General features: G+C 61.3%; 17 protein-coding genes. 7 read left to right on the plus strand and 10 right to left on the minus strand.

Translation table 11 applies throughout. The features are described from left to right. Window positions 1–276 carry a hypothetical protein gene (locus tag ACF6ZU_RS13935; RefSeq protein ID WP_392893327.1) on the minus strand — a complete coding sequence of 92 codons (276 nt, stop codon included), beginning with the start codon at window positions 274–276 and terminating at the stop codon, window positions 1–3. A gap of 298 nt (window positions 277–574) precedes the next feature. Here ACF6ZU_RS13935 and ACF6ZU_RS13940 point away from each other — a divergent pair, with 298 nt between their 5' ends. Then, entirely contained in the window at window positions 575–1,078 is a 504-nt protein-coding gene (locus ACF6ZU_RS13940) for a polysaccharide deacetylase (protein WP_392893329.1), read from the plus strand. A 20-nt stretch (window positions 1,079–1,098) separates the two neighbouring features. Here the strand turns inward: ACF6ZU_RS13940 and ACF6ZU_RS13945 are convergent, their stop codons facing one another. Then, window positions 1,099–2,163 (minus strand): S8 family peptidase, encoded by a 1,065-nt coding sequence (locus ACF6ZU_RS13945; protein ID WP_392893812.1) that lies wholly within the window; start codon window positions 2,161–2,163, stop codon window positions 1,099–1,101. Window positions 2,164–2,430: 267 nt separating this feature from the next. On the opposite strand from ACF6ZU_RS13945, the gene ACF6ZU_RS13950 reads away from it, so the two are divergent. The 3 genes from ACF6ZU_RS13950 to ACF6ZU_RS13960 all read left to right on the plus strand — a co-directional run bounded on the left by ACF6ZU_RS13950 (window position 2,431) and on the right by ACF6ZU_RS13960 (window position 6,355). Then, window positions 2,431–4,365 (plus strand): ATP-dependent DNA helicase RecQ, encoded by a 1,935-nt coding sequence (locus ACF6ZU_RS13950; RefSeq protein ID WP_392893331.1) that lies wholly within the window; start codon window positions 2,431–2,433, stop codon window positions 4,363–4,365. Between the two features lie 224 nt (window positions 4,366–4,589). Further along, window positions 4,590–5,816 carry a 3-hydroxyacyl-CoA dehydrogenase NAD-binding domain-containing protein gene (locus ACF6ZU_RS13955; protein ID WP_392893332.1) on the plus strand — a complete coding sequence of 409 codons (1,227 nt, stop codon included), beginning with the start codon at window positions 4,590–4,592 and terminating at the stop codon, window positions 5,814–5,816. Window positions 5,817–5,935: 119 nt separating this feature from the next. Further along, window positions 5,936–6,355: an acyl-CoA thioesterase gene (locus ACF6ZU_RS13960; RefSeq protein ID WP_392893334.1), complete on the plus strand. Its 420-nt coding sequence runs from the start codon at window positions 5,936–5,938 to the stop codon at window positions 6,353–6,355. Between the two features lie 67 nt (window positions 6,356–6,422). On the opposite strand, the gene ACF6ZU_RS13965 is transcribed toward ACF6ZU_RS13960, so the two are convergent. The 4 genes from ACF6ZU_RS13965 to ACF6ZU_RS13980 form a co-directional block, all read right to left on the minus strand. Beyond that, window positions 6,423–6,908, minus strand: a complete 486-nt coding sequence (locus ACF6ZU_RS13965) for a glycine zipper domain-containing protein (RefSeq protein WP_392893336.1) — start codon at window positions 6,906–6,908, stop codon at window positions 6,423–6,425. Window positions 6,909–7,267: 359 nt separating this feature from the next. Continuing rightward, window positions 7,268–9,616: an FdhF/YdeP family oxidoreductase gene (locus tag ACF6ZU_RS13970; protein WP_392893338.1), complete on the minus strand. Its 2,349-nt coding sequence runs from the start codon at window positions 9,614–9,616 to the stop codon at window positions 7,268–7,270. Further along, the gene (fdhD, locus tag ACF6ZU_RS13975) at window positions 9,613–10,452 is read right to left on the minus strand and encodes a formate dehydrogenase accessory sulfurtransferase FdhD (RefSeq protein ID WP_392893340.1); all 840 of its coding nucleotides are present in this window, start codon (window positions 10,450–10,452) and stop codon (window positions 9,613–9,615) included. The genes ACF6ZU_RS13970 and fdhD overlap by 4 nt, the downstream gene beginning before the upstream one ends. Window positions 10,453–10,546: 94 nt before the next feature. Then, entirely contained in the window at window positions 10,547–11,434 is an 888-nt protein-coding gene (locus ACF6ZU_RS13980; RefSeq protein ID WP_392893342.1) for a LysR family transcriptional regulator, read from the minus strand. 138 nt (window positions 11,435–11,572) lie between these two features. On the opposite strand from ACF6ZU_RS13980, the gene lysM reads away from it, so the two are divergent. Next, window positions 11,573–12,022, plus strand: a complete 450-nt coding sequence (gene lysM, locus ACF6ZU_RS13985) for a peptidoglycan-binding protein LysM (RefSeq protein WP_150712480.1) — start codon at window positions 11,573–11,575, stop codon at window positions 12,020–12,022. 129 nt (window positions 12,023–12,151) lie between these two features. Here lysM and yrfG read toward each other — a convergent pair whose 3' ends face one another. Further along, a complete protein-coding gene (yrfG, locus tag ACF6ZU_RS13990; protein WP_392893345.1) occupies window positions 12,152–12,814 on the minus strand; it encodes a GMP/IMP nucleotidase in 663 nt (220 codons plus the stop codon). A 90-nt stretch (window positions 12,815–12,904) separates the two neighbouring features. On the opposite strand from yrfG, the gene nudE reads away from it, so the two are divergent. Next, on the plus strand, window positions 12,905–13,471 hold the full coding sequence (gene nudE / locus ACF6ZU_RS13995) for an ADP compounds hydrolase NudE (RefSeq protein ID WP_392893347.1): 567 nt from the start codon (window positions 12,905–12,907) through the stop codon (window positions 13,469–13,471). Continuing rightward, window positions 13,468–14,295 carry a 3'(2'),5'-bisphosphate nucleotidase CysQ gene (cysQ, locus tag ACF6ZU_RS14000; protein ID WP_392893349.1) on the plus strand — a complete coding sequence of 276 codons (828 nt, stop codon included), beginning with the start codon at window positions 13,468–13,470 and terminating at the stop codon, window positions 14,293–14,295. The genes nudE and cysQ overlap by 4 nt, the downstream gene beginning before the upstream one ends. 97 nt (window positions 14,296–14,392) lie before the next feature. On the opposite strand, the gene ACF6ZU_RS14005 is transcribed toward cysQ, so the two are convergent. The 3 genes from ACF6ZU_RS14005 to ACF6ZU_RS14015 are packed head-to-tail and all read right to left on the minus strand — an operon-like array spanning window position 14,393 to window position 18,079. Beyond that, window positions 14,393–14,848: a thioesterase domain-containing protein gene (locus tag ACF6ZU_RS14005; protein WP_392893351.1), complete on the minus strand. Its 456-nt coding sequence runs from the start codon at window positions 14,846–14,848 to the stop codon at window positions 14,393–14,395. Window positions 14,849–14,888: 40 nt separating this feature from the next. Continuing rightward, window positions 14,889–16,274 carry a sigma-54-dependent transcriptional regulator gene (locus tag ACF6ZU_RS14010; protein ID WP_392893353.1) on the minus strand — a complete coding sequence of 462 codons (1,386 nt, stop codon included), beginning with the start codon at window positions 16,272–16,274 and terminating at the stop codon, window positions 14,889–14,891. Further along, window positions 16,271–18,079, minus strand: coding sequence for an ATP-binding protein (locus ACF6ZU_RS14015; RefSeq protein WP_392893355.1), 1,809 nt, complete (start codon window positions 18,077–18,079; stop codon window positions 16,271–16,273). The genes ACF6ZU_RS14010 and ACF6ZU_RS14015 overlap by 4 nt, the downstream gene beginning before the upstream one ends. Window positions 18,080–18,099 lie beyond the last annotated feature (20 nt).

Genomic DNA, 18,099 nt, shown 5'->3' on the forward strand with positions numbered 1-18,099 from the left:
TTAGCTGGCGGTGAGTTTTGGGAGGCGTTGGCGGGCGATTTCGAGGAGTTCGTTTCCGTCCTGGGTCAGCAGGTAGAGGGCGCTGACGATGTTCGGGATGTCGCTCGCATCGGCTTGTTTGAAGCACAGGCAGTAAAGGGTTTCGAGCAGGTCGCTGGCGGCGCGGATGCGTTGGCGGGCGGCGTCGAGGATTTCGTGAGGGTCGGCCTCGGTGTCGATGACCAGGACGGGGGTGTCGCTGTAGCTGCTTTTAAGGGGGCGATAGCGGTCATGCATCTGGGGTCGTCCTTTAGGAATTCTGGCGGCCCGACACACTGTTTCAGCCGCGGCGAAAACTATGAGGGGGACGACGTGCTGCGGCAAGACGGCCGCAACCGACAGTTTGCGTAGGGGTTTTTACTGGCTTTTGTGGAATGGCCCTACGTGTTTACCGATGTTTTTCACAGCTAAACCCCTATAGCGGAAATTTCCCACGTGTTTGTCAGGCGCCGCATCGTAAACCTCTGTATGGTGCGCGCCAGAATCTGTAGGGCATTTCGAAAATGCCTGGTGAAACACTTAAAGGGAATTAGGTATGCAATGGCTACGTATGGCCTCGGTTTTGTTGTTATGGGCGGGGGCTTGCCGTCTGACCGGCGCGGCAGACGTGGGCAGCTCGATGGTGCTCGCCAACATGGACCGTACGGGGTGGCCGGACGCGCTCACCACTCAGGCGAACATGGACACCGCCTCTCGCGCTGAGGTGTTGATGTTCGGCAAGGCGCTATTGGCCAGCGAAGCGCTGGACGAGCAGGGTCTGAAGCAACGCTTGGGTGTGCAGGCGCTGAAGCTCAAGTCGGTGCGCCAGGTGCGGGATGGCTTGTGGGACCGGTTGCTGACCACCTACCGCAACGCCAGTCAGAACTGCGACGGCGAACCGTTCTGCCCACGCGTGCGCAGCGTTGCTGATTTGCGTCAGTTGGCGGCGGCGTTCACCGGCGAAATCAGCCCGGCTTACGCTGCATGGGCGAGCAAGAGCCAGGTGTTTCATGAGCAGGTGCTGAATGAGCAACTGCGAGTGGCGGTGTTAGTGCCCTAACGCAAAATCAGGGTGCCGCCTCAGTCAATTGCGGGTTCTGGCGCCTGGCGAGAAGCCGCGTCAAGATCCATTAATCCTCGACCATAGGCTTCACTATTGGCATAGATTCCTGTCCGGTTCGCCGTTGCCAGCAGACGTTCGCGTACTTGCTGCGCGGTGAGTTCGGGATAGCGGCTGTGCAATGCTGCCAACGCACCGCTGACCATGGCGGCAGCAGGTGAAGTGCCCGCGGTCTGCACGTATTTTCCGTCCTTGCCGGTGGTCAACAGGCCTTGTCCTGCACCGGAATCGCCGCCCGGTACGGCGATGCACCAGGCTGCCGCCACCCCGCAATAGTTGGATTTTCCATTGATGGCGCTGCCATCGTTTTTCAGGGCCACCACGGCGATCCAGCCCTTTTCCAGTTCGGGGATGGCGATGGGCAAACCGGGTTCGGCCAACGGTTCCCGCTTCAATTCGTTACCCGTCGGGAACACAAAAACCGCGCCGTCCTGAACCAGTTTGCGGGCAGCCACCAGCGATTCCGGCATGACCTGTTTGTAGCGTGCCTCGTTGATTTCCGTCGCCGGAATGGCGTTGGCCCACGAGTTGTTGAGGATGCGCGCACCCTTGTCGAAGCCGGCCTGCCAGGATTGTGCAATCTCGCTGTCGAAGAAAAACGGCTCGTTGTCGTCGCCGAAACGGAAGGGGATCAGCTGTGCGCTGAATGCAACGCCGTGCATGCCTTGGTCATCCTTGTTGGCGGCGAGAATGCCGGCCATCTGCGTTCCGTGGCCGACCCGATCGAAGGTGCCGTAGCGATTCTCGACATAGTCAAAACCCGGGTCCCGCAGCCGCCCCTGGAATTCCGGCAATTCGCTGTTGAGGCCGGAGTCGACCAGCGCAACGGCCACGCCCTGGCCAGCGCCGCCGCGGGCGTAAAGGGTTGATGCGTTGATGACAGCCAGCCCCGGTTGAGCTTGATATTCCAGTGTCTCGAATGGCGTCGGGTCGATGGACGGCTGCGTGGGGTTTGTCAGGCAACCGCTTAGCGAAAGGGGCAATGCAATCAGGGGGGCGAGTGAAAAAATGAGTCGTTGAAGCATGGTCGTTCCTTCATGAGTCTCCGTGCACATCAGGCGTCTTGCGTGATGAGTCATTCACGGAGAGTGTTTTTTTGAACGTGCACCTTACCGCTGGAACTAAGCCCGGCGTCAGGGAGGCAAAGTGCCCTGTTTGTTTCATCCTGTGGCGGAGCGTGCCCTGATGGACGCTGTATCATCCCGTATCGTTTTTGCCCCCGACCTTTTCTCTACTCGTTGCGTTTGCCCGCTAGGCTTTGGGCTTCGCAGCGGTCAACGGAGTGACAGCATATGCACAACACCCTGGAACAGGTTTTCGGTTATTCACAGTTTCGGCCTGGCCAGGAAGCGGCAGTCAGCGCGGTGCTGGCCGGGCGTTCGGCGGCGGCGATTTTCCCCACGGGTTCGGGCAAGTCCTTGTGTTACCAGTTGTCGGCAGTGTTGCTGCCACACCTGACCCTGGTGGTTTCGCCGTTGCTGGCGCTGATGCAGGATCAGCTGGCGTTCCTGCAACGCCATGGCATCGCGGCGGGCAGTATCGATTCGGCCCAGAGCCGCGATGACGCCAGTGATGTGATGGCGCGCGCCAAGTCCGGCGAGTTGAAGATTCTGATGATTTCCGTTGAGCGCCTGAAGAACGAGCGCTTCCGTAATTTCCTCCAGCAGGTGCCGATCTCGTTGCTGGTGGTGGACGAAGCGCATTGCATCTCGGAATGGGGCCACAACTTCCGCCCCGACTACCTCAAGCTTCCGGACTATCAACGCCAGTTCAACATCCCCCAGGCACTGCTGCTGACCGCCACTGCGACACCCAAGGTGATCGCCGATATGGAAGCCAAGTTCGCCATCGCTCCGGAGGACGTGGTGACCACTGGTTTCTACCGACCGAATCTCAACCTGCTGGTTGAACCGGTGCCCGGTCACGACAAACGCCGACGCTTGGTCGAATGGATGCGTGAACGTCCCGGCCAGCCAAGCATCGTCTACGTCACCCAGCAGAAAACCGCCGAATACATCGCCGAACATCTGGAGCGCAATGGTATCCAGGCCGAGGCCTATCACGCCGGTTTGCCCAACGAAAAACGCGAAGCCATTCAGAAGCGATTCATGGGCGGGCAGTCCAACTGCATCGTCGCGACCATCGCGTTTGGCATGGGCATCGACAAGAGCGATATCCGCAACGTGGTGCATTTCGACCTGCCGAAATCCATCGAAAACTACAGCCAGGAAATCGGCCGCGCCGGGCGTGATGGGCAGCCATCGGACTGCCTGGTACTGGCCAATCGCGACAGCCTCAACGTGCTGGAAAACTTCGTCTACGGCGACACGCCGGAGCAGGACGGCATTCGCCACGTGCTCGACGAGTTGAAGGCGGCTGTGCCGGAAGGGCAATGGGAGTTTCTGCTGGGGCCACTGGCCGATCAGAGCAACATTCGCCAGCTACCGCTCAAGACCTTGTTGGTGCAGTTGGAACTGCGCAGGATCATTGCACCGCGATACGCCTATTACGCTGAATACCGCTTCAAGTATTTGCAGGAGCCCGACGTCTTGCTGGCCCGTTTCGAGGGGGAGCGTAGGGACTTCGTTGCGGCGATCATTCAGACTTCCGCTCGTGCGCGGACCTGGGCCACAGTGAATTTCGATGCACTTTACGAGCAGTATTCAGCCGAGCGCGATCGGGTGGTCAAGGCGCTGGATTATTTCCAGGAGAAGGGCTGGGTCGAACTGGAAAGCAAGCAGATGACCGAGGTCTACAGCCTGCTGCAAACGGACTTCGACAGTCAGGTGCTGAGCGCGGAGCTGCATGCTGGTTTCACCCAGCATGAGCGCACCGAGGTCGCGCGGATTCACGCGATGCTTGATCTGTTTGCCACTGACCGATGCCTGGGGTATCGGCTGGCCGAATACTTCGGAGACGACAACGCGCCGCAGCGATGCGGGCATTGTTCGGTGTGTCACGGACAGGTCGCACGACTGCCCGTGCCGCCGGAGCTGCCCGCGCTTGTGGATAAAAACTTCGAGGCGTTGTGCGGTGATTTTATCCACAGGCATGCACAGCACGTCGGCCATGTTCCCTCCGCCGAGCGCGTGACCCGCTTCTTGTGCGGGATCAGCGTGCCGTTGTTTACCAAGCTCAAGGCACGGTCGATTCCGGGGTTTGCAGTGCTGGAAGAGTATCCGTATGGCGAGGTCCGGACTTGGGCTTCGCAACATCTGCCAGGCTGAACCGTGCCTTTGTAGGAGCGAGCTTGCTCGCGATGGACGTTAACGAAAACGCGCACTTTCTGAATCAACGCGTTGCCCTTGCGTCCATCACGAGCAAGCTCGCTCCTACAGAAGGCGGGTGCATCCATCCGCTGAATGCCCCCCATCACAGGAATAAATTTCAAAAAAGCCCGGTGGCTGACTATGGTGAGGGCTGTCTTTGGATCGCCAACAAGAGAACAAACATGAGCCAGACACCGTTCAACATTCAGCGCGCCGCCGTGATCGGCGCGGGCACCATGGGCCGTGGCATTGTCATGTGCCTGGCCAATGCCGGCGTGCCGGTGCAATGGGTCGATAACAATCCGCAGATGCTTGAACAGGCACTGGCCACGGTGGCCGAGACGTGCGCGCACAACGTGCGCCAGGGGCGGATCGATCAGGCCGAGGCGGACGCTCGAATCGCAAGGATTTCGGCGGCTTCCGATTACGCCGCGATCCGCGATGTCGACCTGGTCATTGAGGCCGTCTACGAAAACCTCGAACTCAAGCAGAAAATTTTCCGCGAGCTGGACGGCCTGCTCAAACCCGAGGCCATTCTGGCGAGCAACACCTCGGCGCTGGATATCGACGCGATCGCCGCGGCCACTCGCCGCCCGCAACAAGTGCTGGGCCTGCACTTCTTCAGCCCGGCGCACATCATGAAACTGCTGGAAATCGTTCGTGGCGCGCAGACCGCACCCGCGGTGCTGGAAGCCGCGCTGGCACTGGGCAAGCGCATGGGCAAGGTCAGCGTGGTGTCGGGCAACTGCGAGGGTTTCATCGGCAACCGCATGCTCAATACCTATGTGCTCGAAGCGCGCAAGATGCTGCTCGAGGGCGCTTATCCCTATCAGGTGGACGCGGCGTTGCAGGGTTTCGGTTTTGCCATGGGCCCGTTCCGCATGTTCGATGTGGTGGGTATCGACCTGGGATGGCGGGCTCGGGAACTGGCGGGCAAGGGGCAGGACGCGCCCGAAATCCAGATCGATAACCGCCTGTGCGAACAGGGTCGTTTTGGTCAGAAGAGTGGCAACGGCTTTTACCACTACGAAGCGGGCAGTCGCCAGGCTGAGCACGATGTCGAGGTGGATGCGCTGGTGCTGAACGTCAGCGAAGGATTGGGCTTCCAGCGTCGCGAGATCGGGCCTGAGGAGATTCTGGAGCGCAGCTTGCTGGCACTGGTCAACGAAGGGGCGAAGATTCTTCAGGAAGGGATCGCGGCGTCTGCGCACGATATCGATCTGGTGTACCTCAACGGTTATGGTTTCCCGGCGGCCAAGGGCGGGCCGATGGCCTGGGCGGATCAGCAGGGATTGGCGGATATCCATCAGCGGTTGCTGCAGCTGGAAACCAGACAGGGTGAACACTGGCAGCCGGCGCGGTTGATCGGGGAATTGGCGGCGGTGGGCAAAGGGTTCGGTGACAGGTGATTGATACCGCGTCTGTGCCGGCGCTTTCGCGAGCAGGCTCGCTCCTACAGTAGATCTCGGTCGTCCACTAGCGCTGTGTTCGCCTTAGACTGACCCTCCAACTTCAGGAATCGACAGTGATGCCCCAACGCACCGACTACCCGCACTTCCAGCCCATCACCACCCGATGGCACGACAACGATGCCTATGGTCACGTCAACAACGTCACCTACTACAGCTTCTTCGACACGGCGGTGAACACCTATCTGATCGAAGTCGGCGGCCTGGATATTCATGACGGTGAAGTGGTGGGTTTTGTCGTGAGTTCCGCCTGTGATTACTTTGCCTCTATCGCCTTTCCCGACCGGATCGAGATCGGGTTGCGTGTCGGCAAGCTGGGCAACAGCTCGGTGCAATACGAATTGGCAGTGTTCAAGGTCGGTGACGACGAGGCCTGTGCGGCGGGGCGTTTCGTGCATGTGTTCGTGGATCGGGTGTCGAATCAGCCCGTGGCGATTCCTGCCGGGTTGCGCGGTGCGCTGGAGCGATTGGTGGTTTGAGGGGCAAAAAAAATCGCAGCCCATGGGCTGCGATTTTTTATCTACCGGTAACCGAGGCGATCAAGCCTCAGTCGCGATAACGATGTTTGTGCTTGCGATGACCGTAGTGGTGGCCACGGTCATGGTGACGATCACGGTAGTAGCGACGATCATCATGGCCGCCGCGATAGGAGCGACGATCATCGTCCTCATCGCTTTTGTTGCCCATGTAGTTGCCCAGCGCGCCACCGGCGCCACCGCCTGCTGCGGAGCCGATCAGGCTGCCGGTGGTGCCGCCCATGCTACGGCCGACCACGTTGCCGCCCGCTGCGCCCAGCGCACCGCCAATGGCTGCTTCGCCACGGCTGCGTTTGTCTGCGCCGACTGCGCTACCACCCGCGCCGCCCAGGGCTGCGCCAATGGTTGAACCTGTGTTGCCGCCTAGCGATTGACCGACGACCGAGCCAAGAACCCCGCCCAATGCGCCGCCCACACCTGCTTCGGTGGTGCCTCCGGCAGAAGCGAAGCCACTGACCAGGCCAAGGGACAACAAGAGAATCGAGGAGAACTTCATAGAGGAACCTCAAGGGGATGACGGCGCGATCCTGAGGCTGTGACAGGGTGCTTACAATCGGAATCCGACGAATGACACGACTTCAGAAGATATACCTAAGTTGCTGTTTTTTGTCTGGAACTTAACTGTTTTTCGCCGGTCTTTAACTACTTCGGAATGGCCGTTTTTGTGAGAAAACGGCCTTTTTTGTGGGCGATTGGAAAGTGTTTGGAGGGTGCGGATAAATGTGTTGCCTGATCCGAAGCCATCGCGAGCAGGCTCGCTCCCACAGTTGATCTTCAGTGATACAGATGTTGTGTACGACTGAGATCCAGTGTGGGAGCGAGCCTGCTCGCGATGAGGCCGGTTCAGACGCTAAGTTACGCCGACTTGGCCAAAATCAACCCGCTCTCACTCGCCGCTTCCAGCCGGATCGCCACAAACTTCGACGTCGGCGTATGGCTGCCATCCCCGGTGCTCTCCAGCGGCACCAGCGGATTCACCTCCGGGTAATACGCGGCGGCTTGTCCGGCGGGGATATCAAACGCCAGCAACGTGAAGCCCTTCACCCGACGCTCGCGGCCATCGTCCCAGATCGAAACGATATCGGCCTTCTGCCCCGGTTTGAACCCCAGACGAATAATGTCCGCTTCGTTCACGAACAACACGTCACGTTGACCTTTCACGCCGCGATAACGGTCGTCGAGGCCATAAATGGTGGTGTTGTACTGATCGTGGGAGCGCATCGACTGCATGATCAGGTCCGGCAACACGCCTGTGGAGCGCGTGCGCTCGTGCACCAGATCCTTGGGCAGGACGTTCGCCCGGAAATTCGCCCGGCCCGAAGCAGTGTTCCAGCGACGGGAACCGGCACTGTTGCCGAGGTAGAAGCCGCCCGGATTCTTGATCTTCTCGTTGAAGTCCTTGAAGCCCGGAATGGTGTCGGCAATCAGGTCACGAATACGCCGGTAGTCGGCCACCAGCCAGTTCCAGTCCACCGGCTTGCTGCCCAGGGTTGCGGCGGCGATGCCGGCGATGATCGCAGGCTCGGAGCGCATCTGGTTCGACAGCGCCTGCAACTGGCCGTTGGAGGCGTGGACCATGCTGAAGGAGTCTTCCACGGTCACCGCTTGCGCGCCTTCGGCCTGGATATCGATGTCGGTACGGCCGAGGCACGGCAGGATCAGTGCGTCTTTACCGTGGGCCAAGTGGCTGCGGTTGAGCTTGGTGCTGATCTGCACGGTCAGGTCGCAATGACTAAGAGCCGTGAAAGTGCGCGTGCTGTCCGGAGTCGCCTGGGCGAAGTTGCCGCCGAGGGCGATGAAGACTTTGGCGCGACCTTCGGCCATGGCGTGAATCGCCTCGACCACGTTGTGGCCGTTTTCCCGCGGAACCTTGAACTGGAAGCGGCGTTCCAGGGAGTCGAGGAACGCCACTGGCGGACGCTCGTTGATGCCCATCGTGCGGTCGCCCTGCACGTTACTGTGGCCACGCACCGGGCACAGGCCGGCGCCGGGCCGACCGATGTTGCCGCGCAGCAGCATCAGATTGGCGATTTCCTGGATGGTCGCCACCGAATGACGATGCTGGGTAATCCCCATCGCCCAGCACATGATCACGTTCTTGCCTTTGACATACATGCGCGCCGCTCGCTCGATATCCACGAGCGACAGGCCGGACTGTTCGACGATTTGCTCCCACGGCGTATCGTCGACGGTGCCCAGGTATTCCAGCACGTTGGCACTGTGTTCATTGAGGAAGTCGTGGTCGAACACGGCGGGTTCGCCGGCTTTCTGCGCGTCGCGCTCCCATTGCAGCAGGAATTTCGCCATGCCGCGCATGATCGCCATATCACCGCCCAGCGCCGGACGGAAGTACGCAGTGTTGGTCGGCTTGTCGCCGTTGGTGAGCATTTCGAGCGGGTGTTGCGGGTGCTGGAAACGCTCTAGACCCCGCTCCTTGAGCGGGTTGATGCACACGACCTGAGCACCGCGTTTCACGGCTTCACGCAGCGGCTCGAGCATCCGTGGGTGGTTGGTGCCGGGGTTCTGGCCCCAGACGAAAATCGCATCGGCGTGTTCGAAGTCGTCGAAGGTCACGGTGCCTTTACCGACGCCAACGCTCTGCGACAGCGCGACACCGCTGGCCTCGTGGCACATGTTCGAACAGTCGGGGAAGTTATTGGTGCCGAAGGCGCGCACGAACAATTGATAGAGGTAAGCCGCTTCGTTGCTGGCACGTCCCGAGGTGTAGAACTCGGCCTGATCCGGGCTCGACAAACCGCGCAGGTGTTGCGCGATCAGGGTAAAGGCGTCATCCCAGCTGATCGGTTGGTAGCGATCGGTTTCGGCGTTGTAGCGCATCGGCTCGGTCAGGCGGCCCTGATACTCCAGCCAGTAGTCGCTTTGTTCCAGCAGCGAGGTGACGCTGTGTTTGGCGAAGAATGCCGGGTTGACGGCCCGTTTGGTCGCTTCCCAGTTCACTGCTTTGGCGCCGTTCTCGCAGAACATCACCATGCCCTTTTCCGGGGAGTCACCCCAGGCGCAACCCGGGCAGTCGAAGCCGCCGTTCTGGTTGGTCTTGAGCATGATGCGCAGGTTTTTCAGCGCGTTGTCACTGGTCAACCAGGCCTGGGCGACACTGATCAGTGCACCCCAGCCACCGGCTGGGCCTTTATAGGGCTTGTAGCGGGGGACGGGTTTCTGGTCGGCTTGACGGTGTTGACTCACGCTTGATTCTCCAACGCTGGGCTATAGACCCGCGGCGCATTCTTCTGAGGCAAATGGATAAGGTTCAGGTTGTGACGACGCGCCCATTGCACGGCAAGGCCTGTGGGCGCCGAAAGGCTGACGAGGGTCTGGATGCCCGCGCGCAACACCTTCTGGATCAATTCGAGGCTGCAACGGCTGGTGACAATCGCCAGGCCGCCAGTGGTCGGGATGTTTTGCCGGATCAGTCCGCCAATCAGCTTGTCGAGGGCGTTGTGCCGGCCGATGTCTTCGCGGCCCAGCAACAATTCGCCCTGTGCGTTCATGAACACCGCGGCATGCACCGCGCCGCAATGCTGGCCGAGCGGCTGGAATGCACCGATACGCTGGCGCAAGCCGTCGAGCCATTCGGCGGGCGGCAACGGCGCACCGGGCAGCACTTTGAGGTCCGGCAAGGCCTGCTCGACCGCTTCCACGCCGCAGAGCCCGCAACCGCTGGTGCCGGCCAGTTGCCGACGCTGCTGCTTGAGGTTCCAGAAGGCGCGGTTGGCGATAGTCACTTGCGCGTACTGCGCCGAGCCGGCGCCACTGAGTTGCAGGTCGTAGATGTCCGAGGCGTCTTCGATGATGCCGCTGCCGAGGCTGAACCCGACGATGAAGTCTTCCAGGTCCGTCGGGGTCACCAACATCACTGCCTGACTGATGCCGTTGTAGGCAATCGCCAACGCAACTTCCTCGGCCAGCGCGGTGCTGGCCGATTCGGTGTATTGAAGGTCACTGTAACTGTACGTCTGGCTGGCGGCGGGCGCGGGCGTTTCAAGGGCTGGCGCCGCGCAAACAGGGCGCTTGGCGTTCATGAGGCATCACCGACGGTTTAGTCAGGTTTAAGCCTATGCGCGTCAAAGTGTCGCGTCTAATCGCTATTACTGATCTACCGATAGATGACGTCGATCAAGACTCTGCTTTTGATTTCTGATAGATCGCGAAACACGCTTCCGCCAGCGCCGAGCGCGGCGCGCTGCGACGCATGATCAGCCCCAGCCGGCCGAGGGTCTGGGCGTTTTCGATGGGTTGCAGGCGCAGGTGGTCGGTGAGGTTTTCCAGGCCGCCTTCCAGCGGCATCACCGCGCAACACAGCCCGCCATGAACCGCCTGTAACAGTTGATGCACGGCATCGGTCTGCAACAGCGGCTGCGGTGTCAGGCCGCGGCTGTGGAAGTTATGGTCGATGGACTGGCGGAAATGCATGCCGCTGGTGAGCATGCCCAGCGGCAATTCGATCAATGACTCCCAACTCAACGGGGCCTCGCCGAAGGTGAAGAAACGCTGGTCGTAGAGCAGGCCCATGCGCGTTTCGCTGAACGCCAGGGAGTCGAAGCGTTCGGCATCCAGACGTTCAAGGTAGGACACGCCCAGGTCCAGGCGATTGTTCGCCAGTTGTTCGAGGATCTGTTCGGAGCTCAGCGCCGACAGTTCGAAGCGCAGGTTCGGGTGTTCACCGTGCAAGCGCTGCAACAGCGGCAGAGGATCGAAACTCGACAGCGGCACCACGCCCAGACGCAGCGTACCGACCAGGTTGCCACGACAGGCCGCGGCTTCGGCCTGCAAACCGTCGTAGGCCGCCAGCACCGTTCGCGCCCACGCCAGCACCCTTTCGCCCGGCGCGGTAAACCCTTCAAAGCGCTGGCCACGATTGACCAAGGGCAATTCCAGCTCTTCTTCAAGGCTGCGCAGGCGCATGGACAGGGTCGGCTGAGTGACGTGACAGCGCGCAGCGGCCTGGCCGAAATGCCGGGTTTCGTCGAGGGCGATGAGGAATTTCAGCTGCTTGATGTCCATCTTCGCTCCAGGGCGCGGGAAGACCGGGATTCTAGCGCCTGGGGGCGCGTGGCGTCATTGGTCGGGTAGGAACCGAGTATTGCCACCTTGGTCTAGGCTTTTGCGTCTGGACAACCTTTATTCCATGGAGAGCACACGATGAGCCTTTTCAGTTTTCTCAAAGAAGCCGGTGAAAAAATTCTCGATGCGCTGACGCCGGACAAGGCAGAAGCCAATAGCGAGGCGCTGACCAAGCACGTGAAGGATGCATTGACGGGAATCGACACATCCAAGATCCAGGTGAAGGTCGAGGGCGACAAGGTGATTGCCAGCGGTGAGGCCGCGACCCAGGAGGAGAAAGAAAAGATCCTGCTGTCGCTGGGCAACGTTGCCGGCGTCAGTGGTGTTGAAGACCAGATTACCGTGACAGGGCCTGTGGTCGTTGCGGCGAAGTTCGTCGTCGTCGAGAAGGGCGACACCCTCAGCGCGATTTCCCTGCGGGTGTATGGCGATGCCAACAAGTATCAAAAAATCTTCGAGGCCAACAAGCCGATGCTCAAGGATGTGAACAAGATTTATCCGGGGCAGTCGTTGCGGATTCCTGAGTAGGATTCGGGACCGCGTGACGGCAATCGCGAGCAGGCTCGCTCCCACATTGGCTCTTCCGTGGCGACAAAATCTGTGCACGAAGAAGATCCCCTGTGGGAGCGAGCCTGCTCGCGATGCAGACACCTCGGTCTATAACCCTGCAATCAATTCCCGATAATCGACCACCGCTGCAAACTCCGCCGTATCCTTCGGCCCTTTACGGCTGTCCGGCTCTTTCACCGCTAACAGATGGGCCACGCCGAAATCCCGCGCGCTGCGCAGGATCGGCAGCGTATCGTCGATGAACAGGCTGCGCGCCGGGTCGAAATCGATGTCCGCCTGCAATGCCTCCCAGAATTGCGGATTTTCCTTGGGGAACCCGTAATCGTGAGAGCTGATCAACCGCTCGAAGTACGGCGCCAGTTCAATCCGTTCCAGCTTCAATGACAGCGAATCACGGTGCGCATTGGTGATCATCACCACCCGCTTGCCCGCCTGCTTGATCGCCGCCAGGAACGTGTCCGCATCCGGGCGCAGAGCGATCAGGTGCGCGGTTTCCAGTTTCAGCTCGCGCACCGGCAGCTTCAGCTCGGCGCTCCAGAAATCCAGGCAATACCACTGCAACTGACCGGCGTTGCGTTCAAACAGCGGGTGCAACTCCATCTCGGCCATGGCCCGGCTCATCCCGTGCAACTCGGCGTATCGCTGGGGCAGGTGTTCCAGCCAGAAATGGTTGTCGAAGTGCAGGTCCAGCAGCGTGCCGTCCATGTCCAGCAGAACGGTGTCGATGTCGCACCACGGCAGCAGTGGCATAAAAAACTTCTCCGGCGGTAAAAAAGATATCCGAGGTCAACAATCAGGATAGGCCGGGTATAGTAACCCGCTAACGCCAAGGAGCCGCTCATGCGCCAGAAACCCACCATCCTCGCCCGCGAGATCGTCGCCACCAGCCGTTTGTTCTGTGTCGAAGAGCTGAAACTGCGCTTTTCCAATGGCGTGGAGCGTACCTATGAGCGGCTGGTCGGCAAGGGCGCCGGGTATGGCGCGGTGATGATCGTGGCGATGCTGGATGCGGATCATGCGGTGCTGGTCGAGGAATATTGTGGCGGCACCGATGAATACGAGATGTCGCTGCCCAAGGGCCTGATCGAGCCGGGCGAAGACGTGCTGGCGGCGGCGGAACGTGAACTCAAGGAGGAAGCCGGGTATGGCGCGCGACAGCTGGAGCATCTGACCGAGTTGTCGTTGTCACCCGGTTACATGAGCCAGAAAATCCAGGTGGTGCTGGCCACTGACCTGTATGAAGAAAGGCTGGAAGGCGACGAGCCCGAGCCGATGGGCGTGGACAAGATCAACCTGCGTGAACTCTCGGCGCTGGCACAGAACCCGAAATTCACTGAAGGCCGTGCCTTGGCGGCGCTGTACCTGGCCCGAGACCTGCTGACTCAGCGTGGGGTGTTCCTGCCATGAATTTCCCGCATCCGTTGATGGCTCTGGTGGTTGAACTGGCGTTGAAGGCTGGCGACGCGATCCTGCCGTTCTGGCGCACCGGCACTGAGGTGACCGCAAAGGCTGACGATTCACCGGTGACCGCCGCCGACCTGGCTGCCCATCATCTGATCCTGGCCGGGCTGACCGCGCTGGATCCGAGCATTCCGGTGCTCTCCGAAGAAGACGCCAATATCCCACAGAGTGTGCGTGCCGGTTGGCAACGCTGGTGGCTGGTCGATCCGCTGGACGGCACCAAGGAGTTCATCTCCGGCAGTGAAGAATTCACCGTCAACATTGCGTTGATCGAGCAGGGTCGCGTGGTGTTTGGCGTGGTATCGATGCCGACCAACGGTCGCTATTACGTCGGTGGTGCCGACTTGGGCGCGTGGCGAGGGGATAAAGGCGAGGAGCCGCTGCCGATCCATGTTCGCACTGTGCCTGCCCCGGGCGAGGCCTTCACGGTGGTTGCCAGTCGTCGGCATTCGAGTCCCGAGCAGGAGCGGTTGTTGGCCGGACTGAGTGACAGCCTCGGTGAATTGCAACTGACCAACATCGGCAGCTCGCTCAAGTTCTGCCTGCTGGCGGAGGGGGCGGCGGATTGTTATCCGCGGTTGGCGCCGACTTCGCAGTGGGATACGGCAGCCGCCCAGGGTGTGCTGGAAGGTGCGGGTGGCGAGGTACTGGATTTGAGCGGTAAGCCGTTCAGCTATCCGGCACGGGAGTCTTTGCTGAACGAGTTTTTCCTGGCGCTGCCAGCGAAAGCCGCCTGGCGCGAAAAACTGCTGGCGCTCGCCACCTTGTAGGAGCCAGCTTGCTGGCGATAGCGGTGGGTCAGCCAACACATTTTTGGCTGGACGGACGCCATCGCCAGCAAGCCGGCTCCTACAGGGATTGTGTTGTTCAGCGGTGCAGGACGTACTGCCCGGTAAACGTCACCGCGTCTTCTTCGCTTCCCGTATTTACAATCCGTGAATGCAACGTCAGCCGTGCACGCCCATAGCGCTGATACATCGCCAGAAACCTCTTCCACACCGCCGCACTCGGCGCCTGGCAAATCGCTGTCGCGTCCATGGTCACCGGCAGCGGGTAGCTGATCTGCCCTTCGTGAATCACGATGTGCCCGTCTTCGATCCCTTCCTCGCGCAAACGCAAATGCAGCCAGCCCCAGCCCGCCAGCACCGCGCCGCAATACAGGCTGCCGCCGAACATGGTGCTCTTGTGATTGACGTTGGCTTCCAGTGGCAAGTGCAGGCGCAGTTGCTGGTCGTGCCAGTCGAGCACCTTGATGCCCATGGCCTGCGTCAGGGGAATGTCGCGATGCAGGACGGATTCCAGGTGACGACTGTCGCGGTTCATGAGAAGGCCTTTTGTGGGCAGAAGAAGGTGTGAAGGTTGTTCAATCGATTTCGTCGCTCGGGTGGTGATCGGCGAAGTTCAGCCCGTGCTTGCGCAGCTTGTCGTGCAAGGTCTTGCGCGGAATCCCCAGGGCTTCGGCGAGGCTGCGCACCGAGTTGTGCGAGCGCGCCAGTTCGGCAGCGATCAGCGATTTCTCGAAGTTTTCCACTTGTTCGCTCAACCCGCCGCTCACCACTTCAACCGGCGTGCCCACGCTGCCATCCGGCGCGCTGTTGTCCAGCGCCAGTTCCAGGCCCAGGGCAAAACGTTCGGCGGCGTTTTGCAGTTCCCGTACGTTGCCCGGCCAGGTGTGACGCAACAACAGGGCGCGTTGCCCCGGTTGCAGTTCGTGGGGCGGCAAGCCATGGCGAGCGCTGGCTTCGTCGGCGAAGTGCTGGAACAGCATCAGCGCATCTTCACCGCGCTCGCGCAGTGGCGGAATGCGCAGTGGCGCGACGTTCAGGCGGTAATACAAATCGGCACGGAAGCGGCCCTGATCGGCGGACTGGCGCAAGTCTTCCTTGGTCGCGGCGATGATGCGGATGTCCAGCGGGATCAGCTGGTTGCCACCCAGGCGTTCAACCACCCGCTCTTGCAGCAATCTCAGCAATTTCACCTGCACATCCAGGCTCATGCTCTCGATCTCATCGAGGAAAACCGTGCCGCCGCTGGCGAATTCGAATTTACCGATGCGGCGTTTTTGCGCACCGGTAAAGGCGCCCGGCTCGTGACCGAACAACTCGCTTTCCACCACCGATTCGGCCAGTGCACCGGCGTTGATTGCCACGAACGGGCCGTTACGCCGGCTCGATAAATCGTGCAGCGCCCGGGCGACGACTTCTTTGCCGGCGCCGGTTTCACCGAGGATCAGCACGTCGGCCTTGGTCGCCGCCAGCGCGCCGATCTGCTCGCGCAGACGCAGCATCGGGGCCGACTGCCCGACCAGCCTGGTGCTCAGTTCATTGCGATCACTCAGGGCTAGCCGCAGGCTGCGGTTGTCCAGCACCAACCGGCGCAGGTCCAGCGCGCGGCGTACGCTGTCGAGCAGGGCGTCGCTGGCGAAGGGTTTTTCGAGGAAGTCATAAGCCCCGGCGCGCATCGCTTGCACCGCCAGCGGTACGTCGCCGTGCCCGGTGATCAGCAGCACGGGCAGCTCCGGGTCCTGGGCGTGCAGTTCGGTCAGTAACTCAAGACCGTCCATGCCCGGCATGCGGATGTCGCTGACCACCACGCCAGGCCAGTCGCGCTCCAGTTGCCCGGCCAGGCCCTTGGCTTCGGCCAGTGGCAGGATTTTCAGGCCGGCCAGGTCGAGCGTCTGGCTCAGGGCCTGGCGCAGATGGGGATCATCGTCGATCAGCACGACCTGGATGCGGTTGTCGATGGTCATGCACTTCGGTCCTCGGACGGTTGCAGGCTTACGCCGGGTGCGCCTGCGCGCAGTTTCAGGGTGATCAGGGCGCCACCTTCCTTGTGGTTGGCGAACGACAGTTCACCGCCGAAGGCGCGCATCAGCGTCTCGCAAATCGCCAGCCCCAGCCCCAAGCCCTGCGTGCGGGTCTTGGTTGTGTAGAAGGGCTCGCTGGCGCGGCCAAGGGCTTCCATGCAAAAGCCCGGGCCGTTGTCGCGAATGTACAGATTGACGCCTTCGGCGGTGGATTGGGCACTCAACCAGAGTTTACGCGGCGGACCTTTTTCCGTCAGCGCGTCCAGGGCGTTGGCCAGCAGGTTGCCGAGCACCTGGCGCAAACGGGTTTCCCCGGCTTCAACCCACAGCGTCGCGGCCGGCAGGTCGCGGATCAGCTCGACCTCCATGCTCCGTCGGCGCTTGGCCAGCAAGGCCAGTGCGTCATCCAGCGCCGGTTGCAGCGCCACGCTTTCCGGGGCGTGGCGATCGCGTCGGGCAAAGGCGCGCAGGTGCGCGATGATCGAGGCCATGCGCCCGGTCAGTTCGCTGATCAGCTTGAGGTTGCCGCGCGCATCGTCGGTGCGCTGATGATCGAGCAGCACTTCGGCGTTTTCCGCGTAGCTGCGGATCGCCGCCAGCGGCTGGTTGAGTTCGTGGCTGATGCTCGCCGACATGGTCCCGAGCGCCGAGAGTTTACCGGCCTGTACCAGGTCGTCCTGGGCGCGCACCAGTTCCTGCTGCGCCTGTTCGCGTTCCAGCACTTCCTGTTTGAGGCGGCGGTTAAGGCCTTCGAGATCGCTGGTACGTTCGGCGACTCGACCTTCCAGTTCCCGACGGGCCTTGGCTTCGAAGGCGATGCGCTCGAGGTAGTGGCGACGGCGTTGCATCATCAACCCGAGCAACAACATCAGCACCAGCAGCGTCGCGCCGCCGATGGCGACCACCGTGCGCACCGGGCGATCGATCAGTGTGCGTGGCGCGAGGATGCTGACGCTCCAGCCGGTTTCGTCGATCTGCCGGGTCTGGGTCAGCCAGGCGTCGGGATTGAGGTTCAGTGGCTTGGGTTCGCGGGTCGGGTACGGCTGAATCGCGGTAATCGCCTCGCGCTCGGCATCACTCAATGGACGAGTCGCGCGGAACCGCCATTCCGGCCGCGAGGTGAGGATGACCACGCCGTTGTGGTCGGTCACCAGCAGTTGCTCCGGGGTTTTACCCCAGAGACTTTCGGTGTGGTCCAGGTCGACCTTGACCACCAGCACGCCAATGATTTTTTCCCGGTCACGTACGGCTGCCGCGAAGAAGTAACCGCGTTTGGCCGAGGTGGTGCCCAGGCCGAAGAAGCGCCCCAGTCGCCCGGCCATCGCCTCGCTGAAATACGGCCGAAAGGCGAAGTTGCGGCCGACGAAACTGTCGTGTTTGTCCCAGTTGGAAGCGGCGAGCGTCTTGCCCGTGGTGTCCATCAGGTACATGACTTCGGCGCCGGTCTGGGCGCTGATGTTCTTCAGCAGCCGGTTGGCGTTGCCTTGCGTTACGCCGTCGTCCGGCGCCGACAGGTCCGCGCGCAGGGCCGGCAGGTCGCCGAGTATCTGCGGCAGCACTTCATAGCGATGCAGCGTGCCCAGCAGGTTGGCGACATACAGGTCGAGGGTCTGTCGGTTCTGCCCGGCGAGTTCACTGCGGTAGTAACGCTCGGCCAGATGCTCCAGCGGCCACAACAAGGGCGCCAGGCACAACGCGAGGAGTGCAAGGCTGCGCCAGCGAGGTCGGCGGGGAAGGGTCGGAGTCATGAGCATCAGGCGCCTGTGGG

Source organism: Pseudomonas migulae (genome assembly GCF_043225285.1).
GTDB classification, from domain to species: Bacteria; Pseudomonadota; Gammaproteobacteria; order Pseudomonadales; family Pseudomonadaceae; genus Aquipseudomonas; species Aquipseudomonas migulae_C.